The organism is Mycolicibacter sp. MU0102 (genome assembly GCF_963378105.1).
Classification (GTDB): Bacteria; Actinomycetota; Actinomycetes; order Mycobacteriales; family Mycobacteriaceae; genus Mycobacterium; species Mycobacterium holstebronense.
The window spans coordinates 2025288-2048752 of the sequence record NZ_OY726398.1; the positions used below are offsets into that span (position 1 = coordinate 2025288).

The following is a 23465-nucleotide window of genomic DNA, read 5'->3' on the forward strand; positions in this document are numbered from 1 at the left end:
TCGCGTGGGCGAACAACCAGTCGACCTGTCCGTCGTCTCCGACGCGACCCTGACCTCGGCGCTGCAGGCGGCGCAGGCCGCCTTTGCCGCGGCCGCCGACCTGGATGCGCTGGCTCACGCCAAAACCGAGCACCTCGGTGACAGGGCGCCGCTGGCGCTGGCCCGCCAGGCGCTGGCCAAGCTCGACAAGGCCGAGCGCGCCGACGCGGGCAAGCGCGTCAACGCCGTACGCACCGACGCCCAGCGCGCCTACGACGAACGCCTGGCGGCCCTGCGCGCCGAGCGTGACGCCGCGGTGCTGGCCGCCGAAAGCATCGATGTCACCCTGCCCTCGGCGCGCAAGCCCGTCGGCGCGCGACACCCCATCACCATGCTGGCCGAGCACGTCGCCGACACCTTCGTCGCGATGGGCTGGGAACTGGTCGAAGGCCCCGAGGTCGAAGCCGAACACTTCAACTTCGACGCGCTGAACTTCCCGGTCGACCACCCCGCGCGCAGTGACCAGGACACTTTCCACATCGCCCCGGCCGGATCGCGGCAACTGCTGCGCACGCACACCTCCCCGGTGCAGATCCGCGCCCTGCTGGCCCGCGAACTGCCGGTCTACGTCGTCTCGATCGGGCGCACCTTCCGCACCGACGAACTCGACGCCACCCACACCCCGGTGTTCCACCAGGTCGAGGGGCTGGCGGTCGATCGCGGCCTGACCATGGCGCACCTGCGCGGCACCCTGGACGCCTTCGCCCAGTCCGAGTTCGGGCCGGCCGCCAAGACCCGCATCCGGCCGCACTTCTTCCCGTTCACCGAGCCGTCGGCCGAGGTCGACATCTGGTTCGAGGGCAAGAAGGGCGGACCCGGCTGGGTGGAATGGGGCGGTTGCGGAATGGTGCACCCCAACGTGCTGCGTGCGGTGGGCATCGACCCGGCCGAATACTCCGGCTTCGCCTTCGGCATGGGATTGGAGCGAACCCTGCAGTTCCGCAACGGAATACCCGACATGCGCGACATGGTCGAGGGCGACGTCCGGTTCTCCCTGCCGTTCGGGGTGGGTGCCTGATGCGTATTCCCTACAGCTGGTTGCGTGAGACCCTGATCGCCGGCGCGCCGGGATTCGAGATCACCGCCGACGAACTCGAGCAGGCGCTGCTGCGGATCGGCCACGAGGTCGAGGGCGTGCACACCCTGGGCCCGGTCACCGGGCCGTTCAAGGTCGGCCGAGTTGTCGAGATCGAGGAACTCACCGAGTTCAAGAAGCCGATCCGGGCCTGCCGTGTCGACGTCGGCGAAGCCGAGCCGCGCGACATCGTCTGCGGTGCCAGTAATTTCGCCGTCGGCGACCTGGTCGCGGTGGCGCTGCCGGGCGCGGTGCTGCCCGGTGATTTCGCGATTGCCACCCGCAAGACCTACGGCCGCACCTCCGACGGCATGATCTGCTCGGCATCCGAAATACGACTGAGCACCGATCATTCCGGCATCTTGGTGCTGCCGGAAGGCACGGCCGAGCCGGGTGCGGACGCCGCGGACGTGCTGGGCCTCGACGACGTGGTCTACGAGCTGGCCATCACCCCCGACCGCGGCTACTGCATGTCAGTACGGGGGCTGGCACGCGACATAGCCAACGTGCTGGACCTGGATTTTGCTGACCCGGCTTTGGTCCCGGCACTGCCCGCCGAGGGCGAGGCGTGGCCGCTGAGTGTGCAACCCGGCACCGGGGTGCGACGCTTCGCGCTGCGCAGCGTCACCGGTATCGACCCGGCGGCGGTCTCGCCGTGGTGGCTGCAACGGCGGCTGGCGCTGTGCGGCATCCGGGCGATCTCCCCGGCCGTCGACGCCACCAACTACGTCATGGTCGAACTCGGTCACCCGATGCACGCCCACGACCGGGCCCGCATCACCGGCGGCTTCGACGTCCGCTTCGCCGCGGCCGGCGAGACCGTCACCACGCTGGATGACATCGAACGCAAGCTCGAGCCGATCGACGTGCTGATCGTCGATGACGTCGCCACCGCCGCGATCGGCGGCGTGATGGGTTCGGGCAGCACCGAAATGCGCGACGACTCAACCGATGTGCTGCTGGAAGCCGCGATCTGGGACCCCGCGGCGGTGTCACGGACCGCGCGGCGGCTGCACCTGCCCAGCGAGGCCGCCCGGCGCTACGAGCGCTCCGTCGACCCGGCCATCTCGGTGGCCGTGCTGGACCGCTGCGCGAGCCTGCTGGCCGAGATCGCCGGGGGAGTCATCGGATCGGGCCTGACCGACTGGCGCGGCGACCCGCCCGTCGAGAACTGGAGCCAGGCTCCCATCGAGATTCCCGCCGACCTGCCGGACCGCACCGCGGGGGTGAGCTACCCCGAGGGCACCACCGTTCGCCGACTGATTCAGATCGGCTGCGAGGTGGCGGCCGGCGGTGACCTCCTGACCGTCACCCCGCCGAGTTGGCGGCCGGACCTGCGCCAACCCGCCGACCTGGTTGAGGAGGTGCTGCGGCTGGAGGGACTGGAGTCCATCCAGCCGGTGCTGCCCGCCGCACCGGCCGGACGTGGCCTGACTCCCACCCAGCGCCGGCGCCGCGCGATCGGCAAGTCGCTGGCCCTGGCCGGCTACGTTGAGGTGCTGACCTCGCCGTTCCTGCCCGCCGGAGTGTTCGACACCTGGGGGCTGGCCGATGACGACCCGCGCCGCGCCACGGTGTCGGTGCTCAACCCGCTGGAGGCCGACCGGCCCCAGCTGGCCAGCACCCTGCTGCCCAGCCTGTTGGAAGCCTTGGGCCGCAACGTGTCCCGCGGCATGAATGACGTCGCACTGTTCGCGATCGCCCAGGTGGTGCAGTCGGTAGGCCCGGCCGAGTTCCCGGCCGTCACGCCCGCCCGGCGGCCGACCGAGGCCGAGATCGCCGGGATCGACGCCGCCCTGCCGCGCCAGCCGCAGCACATCGCGGTCGCACTGACCGGCCTGGCCGAGCCCCGCGGACCGTGGGGCCCGGGCCGTCCGGTGGAAGCCGCCGACGCCATCGAGGCGGCACGGGTGATCGCCGGCGCCAGCGGCGTCGAGGTCACACTGCGCTCCGCGGCCTACTTGCCGTGGCATCCGGGCCGCTGTGCCGAGGTGCTGGTCGGCGAGACCGTGATCGGTCACGCCGGCCAGCTGCACCCGGCCGTCATCGAACGCGCCGGCCTGCCCAAGGGCACCTGTGCGGTCGAGCTGGACCTGGACGCCATTCCGGTGACCGCGGCGCTGCCGGCTCCCCGGGTGTCGCCGTTCCCGGCGGTGTTCCAGGACCTGGCCCTGGTGGTCGATGAGAAGGTGACCGCCCAATCGGTGGCCGACGCGGTGCGCGAGGGCGCCGGTGAGCTGCTGGAGGACATCGCGCTGTTCGACGTCTACACCGGCCCGCAGGTCGGCGAGGGCCGCAAGTCGCTGGCGTTCGCGCTGCGCTTCCGGGCTGCCGATCGCACGCTGACCGAGGACGAGGCCAGCGCCGCCCGCGACGCCGCCGTCGTCCGCGCCGGCGAAGCCGTCGGCGCCGCGCTGCGCTAACGCAGGAGCGGGTTTTCGGTCTCCCAGAGCGCTCGCCACTGCTGTTCCTCGTCGTTCTTCTGACGGTTGAGTTCCGCCGATGGGGTGCTGAGGTGAATCTCCGGCGGCTCAGCGAAGAAATCACCCGCTCCCAGCGATGACGCGCCCGCCCCGGTGTCGAGGTAGCAGTAGCCCTGCCCGGACAGTTCCTCGGTGCGGCCGATGATGCCGAGATAATGCAGGGCACTGCGGGCCGCCGACACCGCGCCGTTGCGGGCGAAGGCCGCCGCTTTGGGCAACGATCGACCCCAGGGGGTGGTGACGGCCGTGGTGTCGCCGATTGCGTAGATGCCCGGGTGTCGGGTCGCCATGGTTGCCGTATCGACGCTGATCCAGTCTTCGTCACCGATCGTGACTGCCGGGCGGTGCGGCGGGATGAACATCAACAAGTCGAAGCCGGCCTCGGCGCCGTTGTCGAATGTGGCGACCCGGCGCTCGGCGTCAATGGCGACGACCTGATGTTCGGCGTGGAATGCGATGTCCCGCTGCCGCAGGAACTCGATGAGTTCCAGCCCGGCGTAGGGGCCGGCGGACGGCATGGGTTGCGCTTCGGGTGTGTAGGCGGTGATCTCGGTGGAAGCTCGTGTGCCCGTTGTCTCCAGCAGGTCGGCCGCGAGCATCGCGCCCTCGTAAGGAGCCACTGGGCAGCGATAGACCGGTGAGGTCACCAGGAACATCAGTCGCCCGCCGGTGAAACCGCTCAGGGCACGATGCGCCACGGCCGCGGCGTCGTGGTCGTAGTAGTGAATCGCCACCCCTTTGATCACCGCATCGGCGAGCCCCGGCACCCGATCGACGGCATTGCGCGCACCGGTGGCCAGGATCAGGGCGTCGAAATCCAGCGTGGTGTCATCAGCCAAAGTGGCCTGCCGCCGCTGAGGATCGATCGTGCTGACTCGGCCGGTAACCCGGTTGATCCGGTTCAGCGCAGCTTCGGTGGGCCGGATCGGCACGCTGTCGGCTGCGCGCCAGCCTCGCATGACCCACGGCAGGGTGAACCCGAGGAAGTGGGAGAAGTCCTCGTCGACGATTGTGATGTCGATCTCGTCGAGTATTGCTGCTGCCGAGTCGTATGCGGCGATCTCCTTGATGACGCTCAAGCCGCCGACGCCGGCGCCGAGGATGAGCAGCTTCTTTGCGGCGGGGGCCTGTGGCATGGGTGGTTCCTTCCATGGGTGGTTCGGTGCGGGTGTGGCTCAACCGCGTCCCTCGACCAGGTCTGACAATACCCACTGGGGTATAATAGATACCCTAGCGGGTATGCGTGGTGCGGTCCAGCGCCGCCGCGCAGGAGAGCCCCACAGGTCACACGCGAAGGAGAACGCCGATGCAACGCGACCACACTGCTGCCGGAACCCAGCGGGCGACTTTCAAGCCGCCATGCCCACCGGGGTGGCCCTTGGAGCGTGTTCTGCATCTGATGGCCGGGACGGCGGTGCTGACCAGCGCAACGCTGGCGTATCTCTTTGGCCCCCTGTGGCTCATCCTCACCGGCTTTGTGGGCCTGAGCCTGCTGCTTGATGCGTTCGCGGGCTGGTGCCCGGCGAGCCTGGTGCTGTACCGCCTTGGTGTGCGCACCTCCGCGGAGTGCGGGCTGCACCGCGACAGCCTCCCTTCCTAGCGTCCAAGCGCTGGGTGGCTCGGCTCCGGCGCTGCTTGCCTGAAAATCATCCTTTTGGATGATGTGCGTCGCGTTTGCACTTCGTTGACTGTTTCCTGAGACGTTCGGAGTCACCGGACGGGGCGGGGATGGGGTGCGTCATGGATGCTCAGGGACACAGCCGGGTCAATCGGCAGCGGATGGTGGGGGCCACGAGCACGGTCGCCGGATTCCTGGCGTTCGGGGTAATGCCGTTGAGCGCGGCGCCCGAGGCACAGGCCGACTTCGGATTCGAGGATCTGTTCGATCCCGCCGCGTGGATTCAAACTGCGCCAGCGGATTTCAGCGAGTGGACCGACCCCTCATCCTGGGCTGCATTGCTGTCCGGGTTCGGCGAGCTATCAGCGGAGCCGGCCGCAGCCGGAGCCTGGAATGCAACGGCGTTCCTCGACCAGTGGATCTATGAGCCGTTGCACGACGGTCTGCAGCAGTGGATCGACAGCCCGTTCGGAACCCAGGTCGACGATTTCGTCAACCAGGTGTCCGGGCAGTTCCTGATCGGAAACGGTGCTGACGGAACGCTGCAGAACCCGGACGGCGGGAACGGCGGATTGTGGTTCGGCGACGGTGGGGCGGGCTTTGACGGCACGGGTCAGGGTGTGGCCGGTGGCGACGGCGGCGACGCCTTGGGCTGGATCGGCAACGGCGGTGCCGGCGGGGCGGGAGCGGCCGGTTTCGATGGTGGTGACGGCGGCTCCGGCGGCGTGATGGCCGGTTCCGGCGGTGCGGGCGGTGAAGGCGGGGCCGGGATCGCCGGCGGGGTCGGTGGTGCCGGCGGTGACGGTGGGGCCGCGCCCGGTTGGCTGTTCGGCTTAGGCGGCCTCGGCGGGGCCGGCGGTGATGGTGGTGTCGGTGTGACCGGTGCGGCGGGGCAGTGGGCGCTGGGCGGCGGTGTCGGCGGTGTCGGCGGAGTTGGCGGGGCCGGCGGCGCGGGCGGTCAGGGCGGCAATGCCGTGGGCATGTTCGCCAACGGCGGCGGGGGCGGTGCCGGTGGCAACAGCGGCGACGGTGGCCGTGGCGGCGGCGGGGCGATCGGTGACGCCGCCACCCGCGGCAGCGGCGGAAACGGCGGAAACGGCGGCAACGCCGGTAGCAGCGTCGGCGTCGGTGGCGCCGGCGGTACCGCCGGCCTGGTGGGCCAGCAGGGCGGTCGTGGCAGTGACGGAACGCTGGGCAACGGCGGCGACGGTGGTGATGGGGGCGCCGGGGTCAGCGGTGCCTACATCCTGGCCGGTGACGGCGGCGACGGCGGTGCCGGCGGTAGTGGACTGGTCGGCGGGAACGGCGGCGTCGGGGGTGACGGCGGCGTGAGCTCCGGGTTGCGCGAAGAGCCGTTGGGGCTGGCCCAGTTCCTGGCCGCACAGACCGGTGGCAATGGTGGTACCGGTGGCACCGGCGGTCTGAGCATGGTGGCCGGCGGTGTCGCCGGCGGCGGCGGTCACGGTGGAGCCGGTGGTGACGGCGCCAGGTACATCGACGGGGTGCCGGGTGTCGGCGGCCCCGGGCAGGGCGGAGTCGGGGGCGCGGGTGGTGCGGGTGAGGCCGGCGGCACCGGCGGGCCCGGCTACGGCGGTGGCGGCGGCGGCGGTGGCGGCGGCGCCGCCATCTACAGCACCGGCGGCGGGAATGCCGGTGGTACCGCGATCGGTGGGAACGGCGCCGCGGGCGGCGCGGGGTCGGCTACCGCGGCCGGTGGTACCGGTGGACACGGCGGTTGGGCCCTGATCGCCGCCGACGAAACCGGCAGTGTTGCCGGCGGCGCCTTGAGTGTTGCTACCGGAGGGGCAGGCGGTGCGGCCATTGGAAGCGGGTCCGGCGGCGCCGGCGGCGTGGCCGCCATTCTGGCCGACAGCGCGGGCAAAGCCAGCGGTACGGTGACCGGCGGTCAGGGCGGTGCGGGCAGTGACGGCGGCACCGGCGGCGACGGGGGCGTGGCCGCGAACGGTGCGTTGCTGACTACCGGTGGCACAGCCACCGGTGACTCCGTCGGCGGCAACGGTGGCGACGCCACCGGCGCCGGCAGCATCGGCGGCAACGGAGGCGGCGGGACGGTCCAGGTCAACCAGGCCCCCGGTTCCGCCACCGGCACAGGCACCGGCGGGCAGGGCGGGGCGGCCAGCAACGGCGGCCACGGTGGTAACGGCGGCATTGGCGGGGTGGCGAGTTACTGCGACTGCTCGACCAGCGGCAACGGGCACGGCGGCGACGGGGGCGCCGCAGACGGGGTCGGCAGCGTGGGCGGCGACGGCGGCGGCGCAGCGGTACAGGCACTCGGCACCGGCTCCGGCTTCATCACCAGTGGCACTGCGACCGGCGGTAACGGCGGGGCTGGTAGCGGTGGGGCCCACGGTGGCGCCGGCGGAATCGGCAAGGTCGAGGGTGACGGGGCTAGCTTCTACTCCATTTCCGGCGGCAGTGCGACCGGCGGAAACGGTGGCGACTCAGGCGCTGCAGGTGTGGGCACCGCGATCGGTGGCGCCGGCGGCGCCGGAGGTCTGGGCCAAGTCGAGGTCGACACCGGGTCCAGCACGGACGCCGTCTCCCGCGGCGGTGATGGTGGTGTCGGCGGTGACGGCGGCGCTCCCGGTGCCAACGGAACCGGCGTCGGCGGTGTAGGAGGTGCCGGTGGCATCGGTGGTGCGGATGGCACCGGTGTGGGCGGCGTCGGCGGCAACGGGGGGCGCGGCGGCAACGGTGGGTTCGACGGCACCGTTGGGGCCGCCGGGTCACCCGGCGCCAACAACCCCTGATCGCGCAACGCATTCACACAAACAGCAGCCGCTGTTCGGGCATGCTGAGAGTCGCCACCGTTCGCGGAGCGGGACCTGGAGGGGGTCGACTCGATGCACCAACCCGAATCCTTTGACGTGGTCGTCCTGGGCGCCGGACCGGTCGGGGAGAACGTCGCCGACCGCGCCCGTGTCGCCGGGCTGACCGTGGCGATCGTGGAACGAGAACTCATCGGCGGCGAATGTTCCTACTGGGCCTGCGTGCCCAGCAAGGCCCTGCTGCGGCCGGTGCTCGCGCTCGATGATGCGCGCCGCGTCGACGGCGCACGACAGGCCGTCAGCTCTTCGATCGATGCCGCAGGGGTGTTTCAGCGCCGCAATCGCTATGTGGGGGACTGGGACGACTCCGGGCAGGCGGATTGGGTCAAGGCGATCGGCGCGACCCTGGTGCGCGGCCACGGTCGCCTGGACGGGCCACGACGGGTGGTCGTCGCCACCGAGGATGGCGACGTGAAACTGACCGCCCGGCACGCCGTCGTCGTCTGCACCGGCACCCGCGCGGCCCTGCCGGATCTGCCCGGTCTGGCCGACGCCCGTGCGTGGACCAATCGCGAAGCCACCGAGGCCACGTCGGTGCCCCGGCGCCTCGCCGTGGTCGGGGCCGGCGGTGTGGGCGTTGAGATGGCCACCGCCTGGCAGGGATTGGGCTCGGCGGTGACGTTGCTGGTGCGCGGCTCGGGCTTGTTGCCGCGGATGGAACCGTTCGTCGGCGAATACGTCGCCCGCGGGCTCACAGACGCCGGAGTCGATGTGCGCACCGGTGTGTCGGTTGCCCGCCTGCGGCGTGCGGGCGACGGCCCGGTGCGGTTGCAGCTGACCGACGGCACCGAGCTCGACGTCGACGAGATCCTGTTCGCGACCGGCCGTACCCCGCTCACCGGAGACATCGGCCTGGAAACCGTCGGACTCACCCCCGGCGACTGGCTGGAGGTCGACGACACCTGCCGGGTGCGCGCCGTCGACGAAGGGTGGCTCTATGCGTGCGGCGACGCCAATCACCGCGCGCTGCTCACCCACGAGGGCAAATATCAGGCGCGTATCGCCGGCGACGCCATCGGCGCCAGGGCCGCCGGGGAGCCACTGGACACCGCGCCGTGGGGCGTGCACGCCGCCACCGCCGACCATCACGCCGTACCGCAGGTCTTCTTCACCGATCCCGAAGCGGCCGCGGTCGGGCTCACCGCCGAGCAGGCCGAGCGGGCCGGCCACCGGGTGCAGGTGGTGGACGTGGAGATCGGCGACGCGGTGATGGGGGCCAAGCTGCACGCCGACGGCTACCGCGGGCGGGCCCGCATGGTGGTCGACGCCGACGAGTTGTTCCTGCTCGGCGTGGCTTTCGTCGGCCCCGGCGTGGCCGAATTGCTGCATTCGGCCACCATCGCCGTCGCCGGGCGGGTGCCGATCAGCCGGCTGTGGCACGCCGTGCCGTGTTTCCCCACGATCAGCGAAGTGTGGCTGCGCCTTCTGGAGGCCTACCGCGACGCGGGGGCGGCCTGAGAGTCGGCTACCGTGCAGCTTGCACGTTCGTGCCCCAACACTGCCGTAATTAGTTTGCGTATAAACGCATAATCATGCAGAATCGCCGAGTGACCAAAGCGATCAAAGTGGCGGTGGCTGGTGCCAGCGGCTACGCCGGCGGGGAGATCCTGCGGCTGCTGCTCGGGCACCCCGCCTACGCCGACGGCCGGCTGAGTATCGGCGCGCTGACCGCCGCCGGCAACGCCGGCAGCACCCTGGGCGAACAGCACCCGCATCTGGTGCCGCTGGCTGACCGCGTCCTCGAGCCGACCGAGGTCGACATTCTTGCTGGACACGACGTGGTCTTCCTCGGTCTGCCGCACGGGCATTCGGCAATTCTGGCCGAACAGCTTGACGACGACACCGTGGTGATCGACTGCGGCGCGGACTTCCGGCTGGGTGATCCGACCGACTGGGAGCGCTTCTACGGCTCGGCGCACGCCGGCACCTGGCCCTACGGTCTGCCGGAGTTGCCCGGCGGTCGCGACAAACTCATCAACGCCCGGCGGATCGCGGTGCCGGGCTGTTACCCGACCGCGGCGCTGCTGGCGTTGTTCCCGGCCGTCGCCGCCGGACTGGTGGAACCCGACGTCACCGTGGTCGCCGTCAGCGGCACCTCCGGTGCCGGCAAGGCCGCCAAGGTCGACCTGCTGGGCTCGGAGGTCATCGGATCGGCGCGGGCCTACAACATCGGCGGCGCGCACCGGCACACCCCGGAGATCAGCCAAGGGCTGCGCGCGGTCACCCACCGCGACGTCAGCGTCGCGTTTGTCCCGGTGCTGATCCCGACCTCGCGGGGCATCCTGGCTACCTGCACCGCCAAGACCACGGCGTCGCTGTCGGAACTGCGCGCGGTCTACGAAAAGGCTTATCACGACGAGCCGTTCGTGCACCTGCTGCCCGAAGGCCAGCTGCCCAAGACCGGATCGGTGATCGGCAGCAACGCCGCCCACCTCGCGGTCGCCGTCGACGAGGACGCCTCGACGTTCATCGCGATCGCGGCGATCGACAACCTGGTCAAGGGCACCGGCGGTGCCGCCGTGCAGGCGATGAACCTGGCGCTGGGCTGGCCGGAGACCGAAGGACTTTCCGTTGTAGGAGTGGCGCCATGAGTGACGTTCGGCTGGTACGGGAGCAGGGTGTCACCGCACCCGGAGGATTCCGGGCCGCCGGAATCGCCGCGGGCATCAAGGTTTCCGGGAATCCGGACCTGGCGCTGGTGTTCAACGAGGGGCCGGACTACGCGGCGGCCGGGGTGTTCACCAGCAACCAGGTCAAGGCCGCACCGGTGCAGTGGAGCCGGCAGGTGCTCAAGGCCGGCCGGCTGCGGGCGGTGATCCTGAACTCCGGCGGTGCCAACGCCTGCACCGGCCCGGGCGGTTTCCAGGACACCCACACCACCGCCGAAGCCGTCGCGGCGGCACTGTCGGAGTGGGGCACCGAGACCGGTGCGGCCGAGGTCGCGGTCTGCTCCACCGGTCTGATCGGTGACCGGCTGCCGATGGACAAGCTGCTGGCCGGCGTCACCGACGTGGTGCAGGCCATGGCCGGCGGCTTGGTCGGCGGAGACGAAGCCGCCCGCGCCATCATGACCACCGACACCGTCCCCAAACAGGTTGCGCTGCACCACAAGGGCGACTGGACCGTGGGCGGCATGGCCAAGGGTGCCGGCATGCTGGCGCCATCGCTGGCCACCATGCTGGTGGTGCTGACCACCGACGCCAAGGTCGACGCGGCGGCGCTGGACGTCGCCCTGCGCCGGGCCACCGCGGTGACGTTCGACCGGCTCGACATCGACGGCAGCTGCTCCACCAACGACACGGTGCTGCTGCTGTCGTCGGGCGCCAGCGAGATCACGCCCAGCCAAGACGAGCTCGACGCCGCGGTGTTGACCGTCTGCGACGACCTGTGCGCCCAGCTTCAGGCCGACGCCGAGGGTGTCACCAAGCGGGTGTCGATCACTGTCAGCGGCGCGGGCACCGACGCTGACGCCCTGATCGCCGCGCGGATCGTGGCCCGCGACAGCCTGGTCAAGACCGCGCTGTTCGGCTCGGACCCCAACTGGGGACGGGTGCTGGCCGCCGTGGGGATGGTGCCGTTCACCATCGACCCGGACCGGATCACGGTGTCGTTCAACGGCTCCCCGGTCTTCTCCGGCGGCACGCCGATGCCCGGTGCCCGGGAAGTCGACCTGTCCGGCGCGGACATCCACGTGACGGTGGAACTCAACCTCGGCAGCGGGCAGGCCATGGTGCGCACCACCGACTTGTCGCACGCCTACGTCGAAGAGAACTCGGCGTACAGCTCATGACCGAACAACTCAGCACGCAGATCAAAGCCCAGGTGTTGGCCGAAGCCCTGCCGTGGCTCAAGCAGCTGCACGGCAAGATCGTCGTCGTCAAATACGGCGGCAACGCCATGACCGACGACACCCTCAAGCACGCGTTCGCCGCCGACATGGCCTTCCTGCGAAACTGTGGCATCCACCCGGTGGTGGTGCACGGCGGTGGGCCGCAGATCAGCGCCATGCTCTCCAAGCTCGGCATCGAAGGTGACTTCAAGGGCGGATTCCGGGTCACCACACCCGAAGTGCTCGACGTGGCGCGCATGGTGTTGTTCGGTCAGGTCGGTCGCGAACTCGTCGGCCTGATCAACGCCCACGGCCCGTATGCGGTCGGCATCACCGGCGAGGACGCCGCGCTGTTCACCGCGGTCCGTCGCAGCGTGAACGTCGACGGGGTCGCCACCGACATCGGGCTGGTGGGCGACGTCGACCAGGTCAACACCGCCGCGGTGCTGGATCTGATTGCCGCAGGCAGGATTCCGGTGGTCTCCACCCTGGCGCCCGACCCCGACGGGGTGGTGCACAACATCAACGCCGACACCGCCGCGGCCGCGCTGGCCGAAGCGCTGCAGGCGGAGAAGCTGCTGATGCTCACCGACGTCGACGGCCTCTACACCGACTGGCCCAACCGCGATTCGCTGGTCAGTGAGATCGACACCGCGACGCTGGAGCAGCTGCTGCCGAGCCTGGAGTCCGGCATGATCCCCAAAGTCGAAGCCTGCTTGCGCGCCGTCCGTGGTGGGGTGCCCAGCGCCCACATCATCGACGGCCGCGTCGAACATTGCGTGCTGGTCGAGCTTTTCACTCACGCCGGCACCGGAACCAAGGTGGTAAACCCATGACAACCCTGCAGGACCGGTGGTCCGCGGTGATGATGAACAACTACGGCACCCCGCCGCTGGCACTGGTCAGCGGCGAGGGCGCAGTGGTGACCGACGAGGCCGGAAAGAGCTACGTCGATCTGCTCGGCGGCATCGCGGTCAACGTGCTCGGCCATCGCCACCCGGCGGTGATCGAGGCCGTCACCACCCAGCTGAACACGTTGGGCCACACCTCCAACCTGTACGCGACCGAGCCGGGCATCGCGCTGGCCGAGGGCCTGGTCGACCATCTCGGCGCGCCGGCGCGGGTGTTCTTCTGCAACTCCGGGACCGAGGCCAACGAAGTGGCCTTCAAGATGACCCGGCTCACCGGCAAGACGAAGATCGTTGCCGCCCAAGGCGCCTTCCACGGCCGGACCATGGGATCGCTGGCGCTGACCGGACAGCCCGACAAGCAGGCGCCGTTCGAGCCGCTGCCCGGCGACATCACCCACGTGCCCTACGGCGACACCAAGGCGCTGGCTGCGGCGGTCGATTCGACCACCGCCGCGGTGTTCTTGGAGCCGATCATGGGGGAGGGCGGCGTCGTCACCCCGCCCGCCGGATACCTGGCCGAGGCCCGCGGCATCACCGCCGCCCACGGCGCCCTGCTGGTGCTCGATGAAGTCCAGACCGGGATCGGGCGCACCGGCGCCTTCTACGCCCACCAGCACGACGGCATCACCCCCGACATCATCACGTTGGCCAAGGGCCTGGGCGGCGGGCTGCCGATCGGCGCCTGCCTGGCGGTCGGCGCGGCCGGTGACCTGTTGACCCCGGGCTTGCACGGCAGTACCTTCGGCGGCAACCCGGTGTGCACCGCGGCCGCGCTGGCGGTGCTGAAGGCGCTGGCCGACGGCGACCTGATCGCCCGGGCCGCCACGCTCGGCAAGACGCTGAGCCACGGCATCGAGGAACTGGGCCATCCGCTGGTCGACCACGTCCGGGGCAAGGGCCTGCTGCAGGGGGTGGTGCTCACCGAGCCGAAGGCCAAGGCCGTCGAACTGGCCGCCCGCGAGGCCGGCTTCCTGGTCAACGCCGCCGCGGCGGGCGTAGTCCGGTTGGCGCCGCCGCTGATCGTCTCCGAGGAACAGATCGGCAGCTTCATCACCGCCCTGCCGGGCATCCTCGACACCGCCCAGGAGGCTGCGTCATGATCCGCCACTTCCTGCGCGACGACGACGTCACCCCGGCCGAGCAGGCCGAAATCCTTTCGCTGGCAGCCGAACTCAAGGCCGAGCCGTTCAGTCGCCGGCCGCTGGAAGGCCCGCGCGGGGTCGCGGTGATCTTCGACAAGAACTCCACCCGCACCCGGTTCTCCTTCGAGATCGGCATCGCCCAGCTCGGCGGGCACGCCGTCGTCGTCGACGGCCGATCCACCCAGCTGGGCCGCGACGAAACCCTCGAAGACACCGGGCAGGTGCTGTCACGCTACGTCGACGCCATTGTGTGGCGCACGTTCGCCCAGGACCGGCTGACCGCGATGGCCTCGACGGCAGGCGTGCCGATCGTCAACGCGCTCTCCGATGAGTTCCACCCCTGTCAGGTGCTGGCCGACCTGCAGACCATCGCCGAACGCAAGGGCACGCTCAAGGGGCTCAAGCTCACCTATCTCGGTGACGGCGCCAACAACATGGCGCACTCGCTGATGCTCGGCGGGGTGACCGCCGGGGTGCACGTCACCGTCGCCGCCCCCGAAGGCTTCACGCCCGACCCCGCCGTGGTCGCCGCCGCGCAGGCGCGCGCCGCCGACACCGGTGCCTCGGTCACGCTGACCGCCGATGCGGCCAAAGCCGCCGCCGGCGCCGACGTGCTGGTCACCGACACCTGGACCTCGATGGGCCAGGAGGACGACGGCCTGGACCGGGTGGCGCCGTTTCGGCCGTTTCAGATCAACGACGAACTGGTTGGCCTGGCCGACCCGGAAGTCACGGTGCTGCACTGTCTTCCGGCGCACCGCGGTGACGAGATCACCGACTCGGTGATCGACGGGCCGCGCAGCGCGGTGTGGGACGAAGCCGAGAACCGCTTGCACGCGCAGAAGGCGCTGTTGGTGTGGTTGCTGGAACGGTCGCGATGAGCCGCGCCGACAGCACCATCACACGAGTGGGCCGCCAGGCCCGCATCGTCGAGGTGCTGTCCTCTGCTGCGGTACGCAGCCAGACCGAGCTGGCCACCATCCTGGCCGCCGACGGCATCGAGGTCACCCAGGCCACCTTGTCGCGCGACCTCGAAGAGCTGGGCGCGGTGAAGCTGCGCGGTGTCGACGGGGGAGCCGGGGTGTACGTGGTGCCCGAGGACGGCAGCCCGGTGCGCGCCGTCTCCGGCGGCACCGACCGGCTGTGCCGGCTGCTGAGCGAGCTGCTGGTGTCCACCGACGCCACCGGAAATCTCGCCGTGCTGCGCACCCCGCCCGGAGCGGCGGACTACCTGGCCAGCGCCATAGATCGGGCCGCGCTACCGTACGTCGTCGGCACCATCGCCGGGGATGACACCATCTTCGTGGCGGCCCGCGAGCCGATGACCGGCGCCGAACTCGCCGCCACCCTCAACGACCTGCAATAAAACCCACAAGCACACAGCAACACAAAGCAAGGAGAACTCGATGTCCGAACGCGTCATCCTGGCGTATTCCGGCGGCCTGGACACGTCGGTGGCGATCAGCTGGATCGGCAAGGAGACCGGCCGCGAAGTGGTCGCCGTCGCCATCGACCTCGGCCAGGGCGGCGAGGACATGGAAGTGGTGCGCCAGCGGGCCCTGGACTGCGGTGCGGTGGAAGCCGTTGTGGTCGACGCCCGCAACGAGTTCGCCGACGACTACTGCCTGCCGACCATCAAGGCCAACGCGCTCTACATGGACCGCTACCCGCTGGTCTCGGCCATCAGCCGGCCGCTGATCGTCAAGCACCTGGTGGACGCCGCGCGTAGCCACGGCGGCACCATCGTCGCGCACGGCTGCACCGGCAAGGGCAACGACCAGGTCCGCTTCGAGGTCGGCTTCGCCTCGCTGGCGCCCGAACTGAACGTCATCGCCCCGGTCCGCGACTACGCCTGGACCCGGGAGAAGGCCATCGCGTTCGCCGAGGAGAACGCCATCCCGATCAACGTCACCAAGCGTTCGCCGTTCTCGGTCGACCAGAACGTGTGGGGCCGTGCGGTGGAGACCGGGTTCCTCGAAGACCTGTGGAACGCCCCGACCAAGGACGTCTACGACTACACCGAGGACCCGACGGTCCACTTCAACGCCCCCGACGAGCTGATCATCAGCTTCGACAAGGGCCGCCCGGTGGCCATCGACGGTCGACCGCTCAGCGTGCTGGAGATCATCCAGGAGCTCAACGCCCGGGCCGGCGCGCAGGGCGTGGGACGGCTCGACGTGGTCGAGGACCGGCTGGTGGGCATCAAGAGCCGCGAGATCTACGAGGCGCCCGGCGCGATGGTGCTCATCACCGCGCACACCGAGCTCGAGCACGTCACCCTGGAGCGTGAACTGGGTCGCTACAAGCGTGGTGTGGACCGCAAGTGGGGCGAGCTCACCTACGACGGCCTGTGGTTCAGCCCGCTCAAGCGGTCGCTGGAGGTGTTCGTCGAGGACACCCAGCAGCACGTCTCCGGCGACATCCGCCTGGTGCTGCACGGCGGCAGCATCATCGTCAACGGCCGGCGCAGCGCGGAGTCGCTCTACGACTTCAACCTGGCCACCTACGACGAGGGCGACACCTTCGACCAGACCGCGGCGCGTGGCTTCGTCCAGATCCACGGGCTGAGCTCGAAGATCTCCGCCCGCCGGGATCTGGGGTGAGCACCAACGAGGGATCACTGTGGGGCGGACGGTTCGCCGAAGGACCGTCCGACGCGCTGGCGGCGCTGAGCAAATCCACCCACTTCGACTGGGTGCTGGCGCCCTACGACGTGGCCGCGTCCAAGGCACACGCGAAGGTGCTCTACGGCGCCGGGCTGCTCACCACTGAGCAGCGTGACGGCCTGCTGGCCGGCCTGGACAGCCTCGGCGAAGACGTCGCCGACGGCAGCTTCGGGCCGCTGGTCACCGACGAGGACGTGCACGGCGCGCTGGAACGCGGCCTGATCGACCGGGTGGGTGCGGACCTGGGCGGCCGGCTACGGGCCGGGCGATCACGAAATGACCAGGTGGCCACGCTGTTTCGGATGTGGCTGCGCGATGCGGTGCGCCGGGTGGCTGCCGGGGTGCTCGACGTGGTCGAGGCGCTGGCCCACCAGGCCGGCGCGCACCCGAGTGCCATCATGCCGGGCAAGACGCACCTGCAGTCCGCGCAGCCGGTGCTGCTGGCTCACCACCTGTTGGCCCATGCTCACCCGCTGCTGCGCGACGTGGACCGGATCGTCGACTTCGACGCCCGCGCCGCGATCTCGCCCTACGGGTCGGGTGCGCTGGCCGGCTCGTCGCTGGGCCTGAACCCGGACGCCATCGCCGCCGAACTCGGCTTCACCGCGGCCGCCGACAACTCGATCGACGCGACCGCCGCTCGCGACTTCGCCGCTGAGGCGGCATTCGTGTTCGCGATGATCGCCGTCGACCTGTCCCGGCTGGCCGAAGACATCATCTTGTGGAGTTCAACGGAATTCGGCTACGCCGTGCTGCACGACTCCTGGTCGACCGGCAGCTCGATCATGCCGCAGAAGAAGAACCCCGACATCGCCGAGCTGGCCCGCGGTAAGTCCGGCCGGTTGATCGGCAACCTGACCGGCCTGCTGGCGACACTCAAAGCCCAGCCGCTGGCGTATAACCGGGACCTGCAGGAGGACAAGGAGCCGGTGTTCGACTCGGCGGCGCAGCTCGAGCTGCTGTTGCCGGCGATGGCCGGGCTGGTCGGCACCTTGCGTTTCGACACCGAGCGGATGGCCGCACTGGCACCGGCCGGCTACACCCTGGCCACCGACATCGCCGAATGGCTGGTGCGCCAAGGTGTCCCGTTCCGCATCGCGCACGAAGCAGCGGGTGCGGCGGTCAAGGTTGCCGAGCAGCGTGGCGTTGGCCTCGACGAGCTGACCGACGCCGAACTGGCCGCCATCAGCGGCGACCTCACCCCGCAGGTGCGCGAGGTGCTGACCGTCGAGGGTTCGGTGGGCTCTCGTGACGCCCGGGGCGGTACCGCGCCGGCGCGGGTGGCCGAGCAGCTGGCAGCGATCCGCGAAGCCGTCAGCCAGGCGCGTCGTCGAACCGCCGCGAATCCGCTGAACTAATCCGCGGATTCGCGGTAGTAGGACGCCAGGTTCTCGGCCAGTTCGTCGAACAGGTCCTGGTTGAGTCCGAATGCGTGCCTGACCTCATCGACCACGCCAGCGATTTCGTCGGGCTCCAGACCGAGCTCGTCGAGGCGGGCACGGTAGGCGTCCTTGTACGGCTTCGCCCGCACCGGGAACTCATAGAACGACAGGCCGGCTCCGCCGAGCTCGAACGTGCGGTCCAGCACCCGTCCGATCGCCTGCCCGCCGGAGAGGTCCCCGAGGTAGCGCGTGTAGTGGTGGGCCAGCAACTCGCTGGTCGAGGCGCCGGCGATCCGGTCGCAGTACGCCTGGGCGGCGGGCGAATCGACCTCCACAACGGCTCCGCCGGACCAGAACTCCAGGTCGGCCTCGATCGCGGCGAGCCGTTCCAGTGCGGGGTCGTACACCGATGCGACGAGGGCGTCGTCGCGGTTCGCCCGCACCGCGGCCTCCAGTGCGGCGTAGACCATCCGCAACCGCAACAGGTAGTCGACGTAGCCCTGCTCGTTGACCTTGCCGCCCATCAGCTCTGACACAAACGGCGAGGCCTCGGCGGCGTCGTGCGCCGCTTGCGATCCCTCCCGCATGGCGGTGGACAACGATCGGACGGCATCGGGGTCAACCGGGGCCTGCAGCGGCATGCTGTGATCCGTTCCCTTCTTCGCGGGTGCTTTCGGTGGTCCAGCTTCCCGGCATCATCGGGCTGGTGGCCCCGTTGCCGAATACATCGTCCGCCAGCGTAGTGAGTCCGGCCGGGTCCGCCAGCCCAGACTTCGCCGCAGTGCCGGTCGATCCGATCCCGGCGCTGCCCGAGGCACTGGCCATGGTGAGGAATTCGTAGCGATAGCCACGGGCTTTGGCCGCAGCGGTGCGGCGCCTGCGCACCGCGGCCTTCTTACCGGTCACCGCCACGGCGGCGGCGTCGGCTTCGGCGCCTGCATTGTGGGAGGCCCGTGAGGCGGCCGCGGCCGGCTGCCCCATGGTGGGACCGAAGCCGACGCCGGGGCCGCCGCCGGAAACCGCGTAGTAGAGCGCCATCGGGGTGCTGGCGGCCGCCGGAGTCGGGGCCGATGGCGCCGGCGCGGTGGTGACACTCGGCGACGGTGCCGCCGGCGCGGGCACTGCGGCCGGCGGGGGAGTCGGCACCACGACCGCCGTCGGGAGATCCTGGGCAGGCGCGCTGATGACGGCCGGGGCGCCGGTGGCGGGCACCTCGGCCATCGCGGCGAGCCCGGACAATCCCAACGCGATCGGGATGGCCGCCGATGCCGCCGGGCCCATGATCGCCGCGTAGATCGGCGTTCCCAGCACGCCGAAGGTTGCTGCGTAAGCGAAGAGGTAGAACAGCGGCAGCCAGGTGGTTGCCGCGGCCGCTGGGTCGGTCGCAAAGTCGACGACGACCTGGTACAGGGTGCCGAGTGGATCCGACAGCACCCGCTTGAGCATGCGATACATGCTGCTGAAATGTTCGGAGCCGGAAAGCCATTCCTCGATGGGGTCGGTGAAGGCGGCGGACCCCGCCTCACCGACGCCCGGTTCGAGGACAGACGGCGCCGGCGCCGTCTGCGGTGTTGATGCCACTGCCGCGGCCGAGACAGTCTGGTACACGCTCATGGTGGTGGCGGCCTGCAGCCACATGCGGATGTAGTCCGCCTCGGTGGCCGCGATCGGGATGGCGTTGATACCGAAGAAATTCGTCGCCACCAACACACCCAGCGTCGCTCGGTTGGCGGCCAGTTCGGCGACGGTCGGCATGGCCGCCAGCGCCGCGGTGTAGGAGCCGGCCGCTGTGTGGAGCTGGGCGGCCGCGCTGGCGCTGTTCGCGCCGGCCTGCATCAGCCAGGTCAGGTAGGGCGAATGCGCGGCAAAGTAGCGCGCCGCGGTTTGGCCCTCCCACGATCCGGCCTGCACGGCACCCAGGATTGTGGTGAGTTCGGCTGCAGCCGTGGTGTATTGGCTGCTCAGTTCGGTCCAGGCGTCGGCAGCTGCCAGTAGGGTTCCGGCCCCCGCCCCGCTGCTGAGCAGGGTGGAGTGGACCTCAGGGGGTAACGCCATCCAGATGGGTGCGGTCATGGTCGTGGGCTCATTCCATGCCGGTGCGGCCGGGAGTCCAGAACGGTTTGGTGCGAATGCGACGTCGATCCCAGCCGCGTTCGGCGATCAGGATTTTCCGCAGCGTTTGAATGGTGCGCGCCTCACCGGCGAGGTAAGCGATACCGGGCTGGTCGGGAAGGTCGAGGTTGCGCAGGGCGTCGGCGAGGACGGGGGAGTTCGCGGCGGAGGCGTCACCGCGCTCGACGTGGGTCACGGGCCGTCTGAGCGGAAGGTGATCTGCTTCGGTCGCCGCCTCGACGACGCCGTAGACCTCCGCGTCGGGCCGCAGCGACCGCAGCATTGCGGCGAACGCGACCGACGCCGTCTCATCCCCGGCGAACACGTGGTAGGCAGCGTCGTGGCGGACGACGAAGTTGCCCTGCGGCCGGGTGAAATCGACCTGCTCGCCGAGCGACACGTCCGCCGCCCACCGCCGGGCAGGGGTTGCGGCGTCTGGAGCGAAGCCGTGTTGGCACATCACGATGTCGAGCGTTCCGGCGTCGGGATCCGCGTCGTAGATGGAATAGGTGCGCAAGGCGTCGTGCGGGTGCAGCCGCAGGACGGAATCGAGTAGGCCGGCGACCTGCAGACGGACGTGCTGGCCCGGCGTCCAGGTCAGGCCCCGCAGGCGTGGACCGGTGAAACGGATGCGGCGCATCGTCGGCGTCAGCTGTTCGATCTCCCCGACGGCCGCGGACAGAAACAGCGCGTCGCGCAGGGTGCTGACGAGGGGAAACGAATCGAGGAGCGGTGCCACCGGGGCCTCCAGGGAGTCGAATTAAATTAGGTATGCCTTACCTAAGCGGCGACAGTAGCAGATCCGGCGCTGCGCTAGCGTGAATGGATCAACGGCAGCCGAAAGATCTCGACCGCGTGGCGCCTGATGGCGGCGATCGCGCTCTGCGGGCTGCTGCCACAGTGCACCGGAGGCGCACCTCCGCCACCCACATCGACGCCGGCAGCATCATCGCCCCGAAACGCACCCGAGCCCGCCGCCGTCTCGCCCGTCACGGCCGCCGAACTCGGCCCGACTTGGCACCGCGACTGCCCGGTCACCCCGGCGCAGCTGCGACGGGTCTCGCTGACCTACCTCGGATTCGACGATCGGCCGCACCGCGGCGAGTTGATCGTGAACCAGGAGCTGGTTGCGCAGGTCATCGCCGTATTCGACCACCTCTACCGCCTGGAGTTCCCGATCGAGCGGATGCAATCGGTGGCGCACTACCGGGGTGGTGACGACGAGCTGTCAATGGAGGACAACAACACCTCGGCGTTCAATTGCCGGCGCATCCCAGGCTCCGGCAACTGGGCGCTACACGCCTATGGCCGTGCCATCGACGTCAACCCGCTGCTGAATCCGTTGGTCGATCACGGCAGATTCGAGCCGCGCAATGCCGGGGTCTACCTGGATCGCCGTCGGATCGAACCGGGCCTACTGCACGCCGGTGACGCCGCGGTCCGCGCCTTCACCGACGCCGGGTGGCGTTGGGGCGGCAACTGGAAGTCGCCGGTGGACTACCAGCATTTTGAGCGGCGCTGACGCCTACTCCACCAGCTCCGACAGCTCCAGCCAACGGCTTTCCTGCTCGGCCACCTCGGCCTCCAGCGCCCGCAGTTCCCGGGTGAGCTCCGCCAGCCCCACATGATCGGACTGGTCAAAGGCGGCCAGCTCGTGATGCTTGGCTTCGATCTGCGCGGCCAGCCGCGCCAACCGGCGGTCGACGGCGGCCAGATCCTTCTGTGCCGCACGCAGTTCCGCTCCCGACAGCGGCCCCGGACCGTCGGCGGCCACGGCCGCGGGCCGGGACACCGGTGCTCGACGCGCCTCGGCGGCCAGCTGTAGGTATTCGTCGACGCCGCCCGGCAAGTGCCGCAGCCGCCCATCCAGGATCGCGTATTGGTTGTCGGTGACCCGCTCCAGCAGATACCGGTCATGCGAGACCACGATCAAGGTGCCCGGCCAGGAGTCCAGCAGGTCCTCGGTGGCGGTCAGCATGTCGGTGTCGACGTCGTTGGTGGGCTCGTCGAGCACCAGCACGTTCGGTTCGGCGAGCAAGGTCAGCATCAACTGCAGTCGCCGCTGCTGCCCGCCGGAGAGCTCGCCGACCCGTGCTGACAGCTGAGCGCTGCCGAACCCGAGTCGCTCCAACAGCTGCGCGGGCGTCATCTCCTTGCCGTCGACCTGGTAGTCGTTGCGCAGCCGGCCCAGGACATCGGCCACCCGGTCTTCGATGAGCGTCGCCAACTCCGCCGACTGCTGGTCCAACATGCCCAGCCGCACCGTCTTGCCGCGCTTGACCCGGCCACTGTCGGGCACCACCGTGCCGGCGATCAGACCGAGCAGGGTGGATTTCCCGGCACCGTTGGCGCCGACGATTCCGGTGCGCTCGCCGGGGCCGATCCGCCATTCGACATTGCGCAGAACAGGTTTGCCGTCGAAGGAGACCGATACATCGAGCAGGTCGATGACGTCCTTGCCCAGCCGCGCGGTCGCCAGCTTCATCAGCTCGACTTCGTTGCGCAGCGGCGGGACGTCGGCGATCAAAGCGTTGGCCGCCTCGATGCGGAACTTCGGTTTGGAGGTGCGGGCCGGTGCCCCACGCCGCAGCCAGGCCAGCTCTTTGCGTAACAGATTCTGCCGCCTGGCCTCACTGGCTGCGGCCATCCGGTCGCGCTCCACCCGCTGCAGAACATAGGCCGCGTAGCCGCCCTGGAACGGCTCCACGATGCGGTCGTGCACCTCCCAGGTGGTGGTGGCCACTTCGTCGAGAAACCACCGGTCGTGGGTGACCACCAGCAGGGCGCCGCTACTGCGGGCCCAGCGCTGCTGAAGATGCCGCGCCAGCCAGGTGATCCCCTCCACGTCCAGGTGGTTGGTCGGCTCGTCGAGACAGATCACGTCCCATTCGTCGATCAGCAAGGCCGCCAACTGCACTCGTCGGCGCTGCCCTCCGGACAGCCCGGAGATGGTTGCGTCCCACGCGATGTCGGAGACCAAGCCGTCGACCACGTCACGGATTCGCGGGCTGGACGCCCACTCATGGTCGGCCTGATCACCGACCAACGCCACCCCCAACGTGCTGTCGGGGTCGAGGGTGTCGGACTGGTCCAGCAACCCGACCCGCAGCCCGCTGCGTCGGGTGACGCGGCCCGAATCCGGAGTCGCGGCGCCGGCCAACAGGCGCAGCAGCGACGATTTTCCGTCCCCATTGCGCCCGACGATCCCGATCCGGGCGCCGTCGTTCACCCCGAGGGTGACTGAGTCCAACACCACACCGGTGGGGTACCGCAGGTGAAGTGCCTCAGCTCCGAGCAGGTGTGCCACCGCTGGAACGGTACTGCCTGCCCCTTGGCGAATGGTGAACCAGCCGGACCAA

General features: G+C 70.0%; 19 protein-coding genes. 14 read left to right on the plus strand and 5 right to left on the minus strand.

What is annotated here, in order from left to right; all coding sequences use genetic code 11:
* Nucleotides 1-4 precede the first annotated feature (4 nt).
* Together pheS and pheT are read left to right on the plus strand one after the other, a co-directional pair.
* Nucleotides 5-1057, plus strand: a complete 1053-nt coding sequence (gene pheS, locus RCP37_RS09390) for a phenylalanine--tRNA ligase subunit alpha (RefSeq protein ID WP_308486591.1) — start codon at nt 5-7, stop codon at nt 1055-1057.
* Complete coding sequence (gene pheT, locus RCP37_RS09395) at nt 1057-3537, plus strand: phenylalanine--tRNA ligase subunit beta (protein WP_308486592.1); 2481 nt, start codon at nt 1057-1059, stop codon at nt 3535-3537. The genes pheS and pheT overlap by 1 nt, the downstream gene beginning before the upstream one ends.
* Here pheT and RCP37_RS09400 read toward each other — a convergent pair.
* Nucleotides 3534-4733 carry an NAD(P)/FAD-dependent oxidoreductase gene (locus RCP37_RS09400; RefSeq protein WP_308486593.1) on the minus strand — a complete coding sequence of 400 codons (1200 nt, stop codon included), beginning with the start codon at nt 4731-4733 and terminating at the stop codon, nt 3534-3536. The genes pheT and RCP37_RS09400 overlap by 4 nt on opposite strands.
* A 242-nt stretch (nt 4734-4975) precedes the next feature.
* On the opposite strand from RCP37_RS09400, the gene RCP37_RS09405 reads away from it, so the two are divergent.
* The 11 genes from RCP37_RS09405 to argH all read left to right on the plus strand — a co-directional run bounded on the left by RCP37_RS09405 (nt 4976) and on the right by argH (nt 17970).
* Nucleotides 4976-5197 (plus strand): YgaP family membrane protein, encoded by a 222-nt coding sequence (locus RCP37_RS09405; protein WP_308486594.1) that lies wholly within the window; start codon nt 4976-4978, stop codon nt 5195-5197.
* 140 nt (nt 5198-5337) lie between these two features.
* Entirely contained in the window at nt 5338-7986 is a 2649-nt protein-coding gene (locus RCP37_RS09410; RefSeq protein ID WP_308486595.1) for a PGRS repeat-containing protein, read from the plus strand.
* 93 nt (nt 7987-8079) lie between these two features.
* Entirely contained in the window at nt 8080-9522 is a 1443-nt protein-coding gene (locus tag RCP37_RS09415) for a dihydrolipoyl dehydrogenase family protein (RefSeq protein WP_308486596.1), read from the plus strand.
* Nucleotides 9523-9596: 74 nt separating this feature from the next.
* Entirely contained in the window at nt 9597-10655 is a 1059-nt protein-coding gene (gene argC, locus RCP37_RS09420) for an N-acetyl-gamma-glutamyl-phosphate reductase (RefSeq protein ID WP_308486597.1), read from the plus strand.
* Entirely contained in the window at nt 10652-11854 is a 1203-nt protein-coding gene (gene argJ / locus RCP37_RS09425; protein WP_308486598.1) for a bifunctional glutamate N-acetyltransferase/amino-acid acetyltransferase ArgJ, read from the plus strand. The genes argC and argJ overlap by 4 nt, the downstream gene beginning before the upstream one ends.
* Complete coding sequence (gene argB, locus RCP37_RS09430) at nt 11851-12729, plus strand: acetylglutamate kinase (protein WP_308486599.1); 879 nt, start codon at nt 11851-11853, stop codon at nt 12727-12729. The genes argJ and argB overlap by 4 nt, the downstream gene beginning before the upstream one ends.
* The gene (locus RCP37_RS09435) at nt 12726-13904 is read left to right on the plus strand and encodes an acetylornithine transaminase (RefSeq protein WP_308486600.1); all 1179 of its coding nucleotides are present in this window, start codon (nt 12726-12728) and stop codon (nt 13902-13904) included. The genes argB and RCP37_RS09435 overlap by 4 nt, the downstream gene beginning before the upstream one ends.
* Nucleotides 13901-14827 (plus strand): ornithine carbamoyltransferase, encoded by a 927-nt coding sequence (gene argF / locus RCP37_RS09440; RefSeq protein WP_308486601.1) that lies wholly within the window; start codon nt 13901-13903, stop codon nt 14825-14827. Before RCP37_RS09435 ends, argF begins: the two co-directional genes overlap by 4 nt.
* Nucleotides 14824-15312 carry an arginine repressor gene (locus tag RCP37_RS09445; RefSeq protein ID WP_308487015.1) on the plus strand — a complete coding sequence of 163 codons (489 nt, stop codon included), beginning with the start codon at nt 14824-14826 and terminating at the stop codon, nt 15310-15312. Before argF ends, RCP37_RS09445 begins: the two co-directional genes overlap by 4 nt.
* Before the next feature lie 40 nt (nt 15313-15352).
* Nucleotides 15353-16549, plus strand: coding sequence for an argininosuccinate synthase (locus tag RCP37_RS09450; protein WP_308486602.1), 1197 nt, complete (start codon nt 15353-15355; stop codon nt 16547-16549).
* Nucleotides 16546-17970, plus strand: a complete 1425-nt coding sequence (gene argH / locus RCP37_RS09455) for an argininosuccinate lyase (RefSeq protein WP_308486603.1) — start codon at nt 16546-16548, stop codon at nt 17968-17970. The genes RCP37_RS09450 and argH overlap by 4 nt, the downstream gene beginning before the upstream one ends.
* Here argH and RCP37_RS09460 read toward each other — a convergent pair.
* Genes RCP37_RS09460 through RCP37_RS09470 form a run of 3 tightly spaced genes read right to left on the minus strand, consistent with a single transcriptional unit; the run spans nt 17967 to nt 20857 of the window.
* Entirely contained in the window at nt 17967-18635 is a 669-nt protein-coding gene (locus tag RCP37_RS09460; RefSeq protein ID WP_308486604.1) for a biliverdin-producing heme oxygenase, read from the minus strand. The genes argH and RCP37_RS09460 overlap by 4 nt on opposite strands.
* Entirely contained in the window at nt 18613-20067 is a 1455-nt protein-coding gene (locus RCP37_RS09465) for a PPE family protein (RefSeq protein WP_308486605.1), read from the minus strand. Before RCP37_RS09465 ends, RCP37_RS09460 begins: the two co-directional genes overlap by 23 nt.
* Before the next feature lie 10 nt (nt 20068-20077).
* The gene (locus RCP37_RS09470) at nt 20078-20857 is read right to left on the minus strand and encodes a siderophore-interacting protein (protein ID WP_373693171.1); all 780 of its coding nucleotides are present in this window, start codon (nt 20855-20857) and stop codon (nt 20078-20080) included.
* A gap of 114 nt (nt 20858-20971) precedes the next feature.
* Between RCP37_RS09470 and RCP37_RS09475 the strand changes: the two genes are divergently transcribed.
* The gene (locus tag RCP37_RS09475; RefSeq protein ID WP_308486607.1) at nt 20972-21628 is read left to right on the plus strand and encodes a M15 family metallopeptidase; all 657 of its coding nucleotides are present in this window, start codon (nt 20972-20974) and stop codon (nt 21626-21628) included.
* A gap of 3 nt (nt 21629-21631) precedes the next feature.
* Here RCP37_RS09475 and RCP37_RS09480 read toward each other — a convergent pair whose 3' ends face one another.
* Nucleotides 21632-23413 carry an ABC-F family ATP-binding cassette domain-containing protein gene (locus RCP37_RS09480; RefSeq protein WP_308486608.1) on the minus strand — a complete coding sequence of 594 codons (1782 nt, stop codon included), beginning with the start codon at nt 23411-23413 and terminating at the stop codon, nt 21632-21634.
* Between the last annotated feature and the right edge of the window lie 52 nt (nt 23414-23465).

Coding starts and splice junctions, on each gene's coding strand:
- pheT (WP_308486592.1), top strand. CDS start 1,057: ATGCGTATTCCCTACAGCTGGTTGCGTGAGACCCTGATCGCCGGCGCG.
- RCP37_RS09400 (WP_308486593.1), bottom strand. CDS start 4,733: ATGCCACAGGCCCCCGCCGCAAAGAAGCTGCTCATCCTCGGCGCCGGC.
- RCP37_RS09410 (WP_308486595.1), top strand. CDS start 5,338: ATGGATGCTCAGGGACACAGCCGGGTCAATCGGCAGCGGATGGTGGGG.
- RCP37_RS09415 (WP_308486596.1), top strand. CDS start 8,080: ATGCACCAACCCGAATCCTTTGACGTGGTCGTCCTGGGCGCCGGACCG.
- argC (WP_308486597.1), top strand. CDS start 9,597: ATGCAGAATCGCCGAGTGACCAAAGCGATCAAAGTGGCGGTGGCTGGT.
- argJ (WP_308486598.1), top strand. CDS start 10,652: ATGAGTGACGTTCGGCTGGTACGGGAGCAGGGTGTCACCGCACCCGGA.
- argB (WP_308486599.1), top strand. CDS start 11,851: ATGACCGAACAACTCAGCACGCAGATCAAAGCCCAGGTGTTGGCCGAA.
- RCP37_RS09435 (WP_308486600.1), top strand. CDS start 12,726: ATGACAACCCTGCAGGACCGGTGGTCCGCGGTGATGATGAACAACTAC.
- argF (WP_308486601.1), top strand. CDS start 13,901: ATGATCCGCCACTTCCTGCGCGACGACGACGTCACCCCGGCCGAGCAG.
- RCP37_RS09445 (WP_308487015.1), top strand. CDS start 14,824: ATGAGCCGCGCCGACAGCACCATCACACGAGTGGGCCGCCAGGCCCGC.
- RCP37_RS09450 (WP_308486602.1), top strand. CDS start 15,353: ATGTCCGAACGCGTCATCCTGGCGTATTCCGGCGGCCTGGACACGTCG.
- RCP37_RS09460 (WP_308486604.1), bottom strand. CDS start 18,635: ATGCCGCTGCAGGCCCCGGTTGACCCCGATGCCGTCCGATCGTTGTCC.
- RCP37_RS09465 (WP_308486605.1), bottom strand. CDS start 20,067: ATGACCGCACCCATCTGGATGGCGTTACCCCCTGAGGTCCACTCCACC.
- RCP37_RS09475 (WP_308486607.1), top strand. CDS start 20,972: ATGGCGGCGATCGCGCTCTGCGGGCTGCTGCCACAGTGCACCGGAGGC.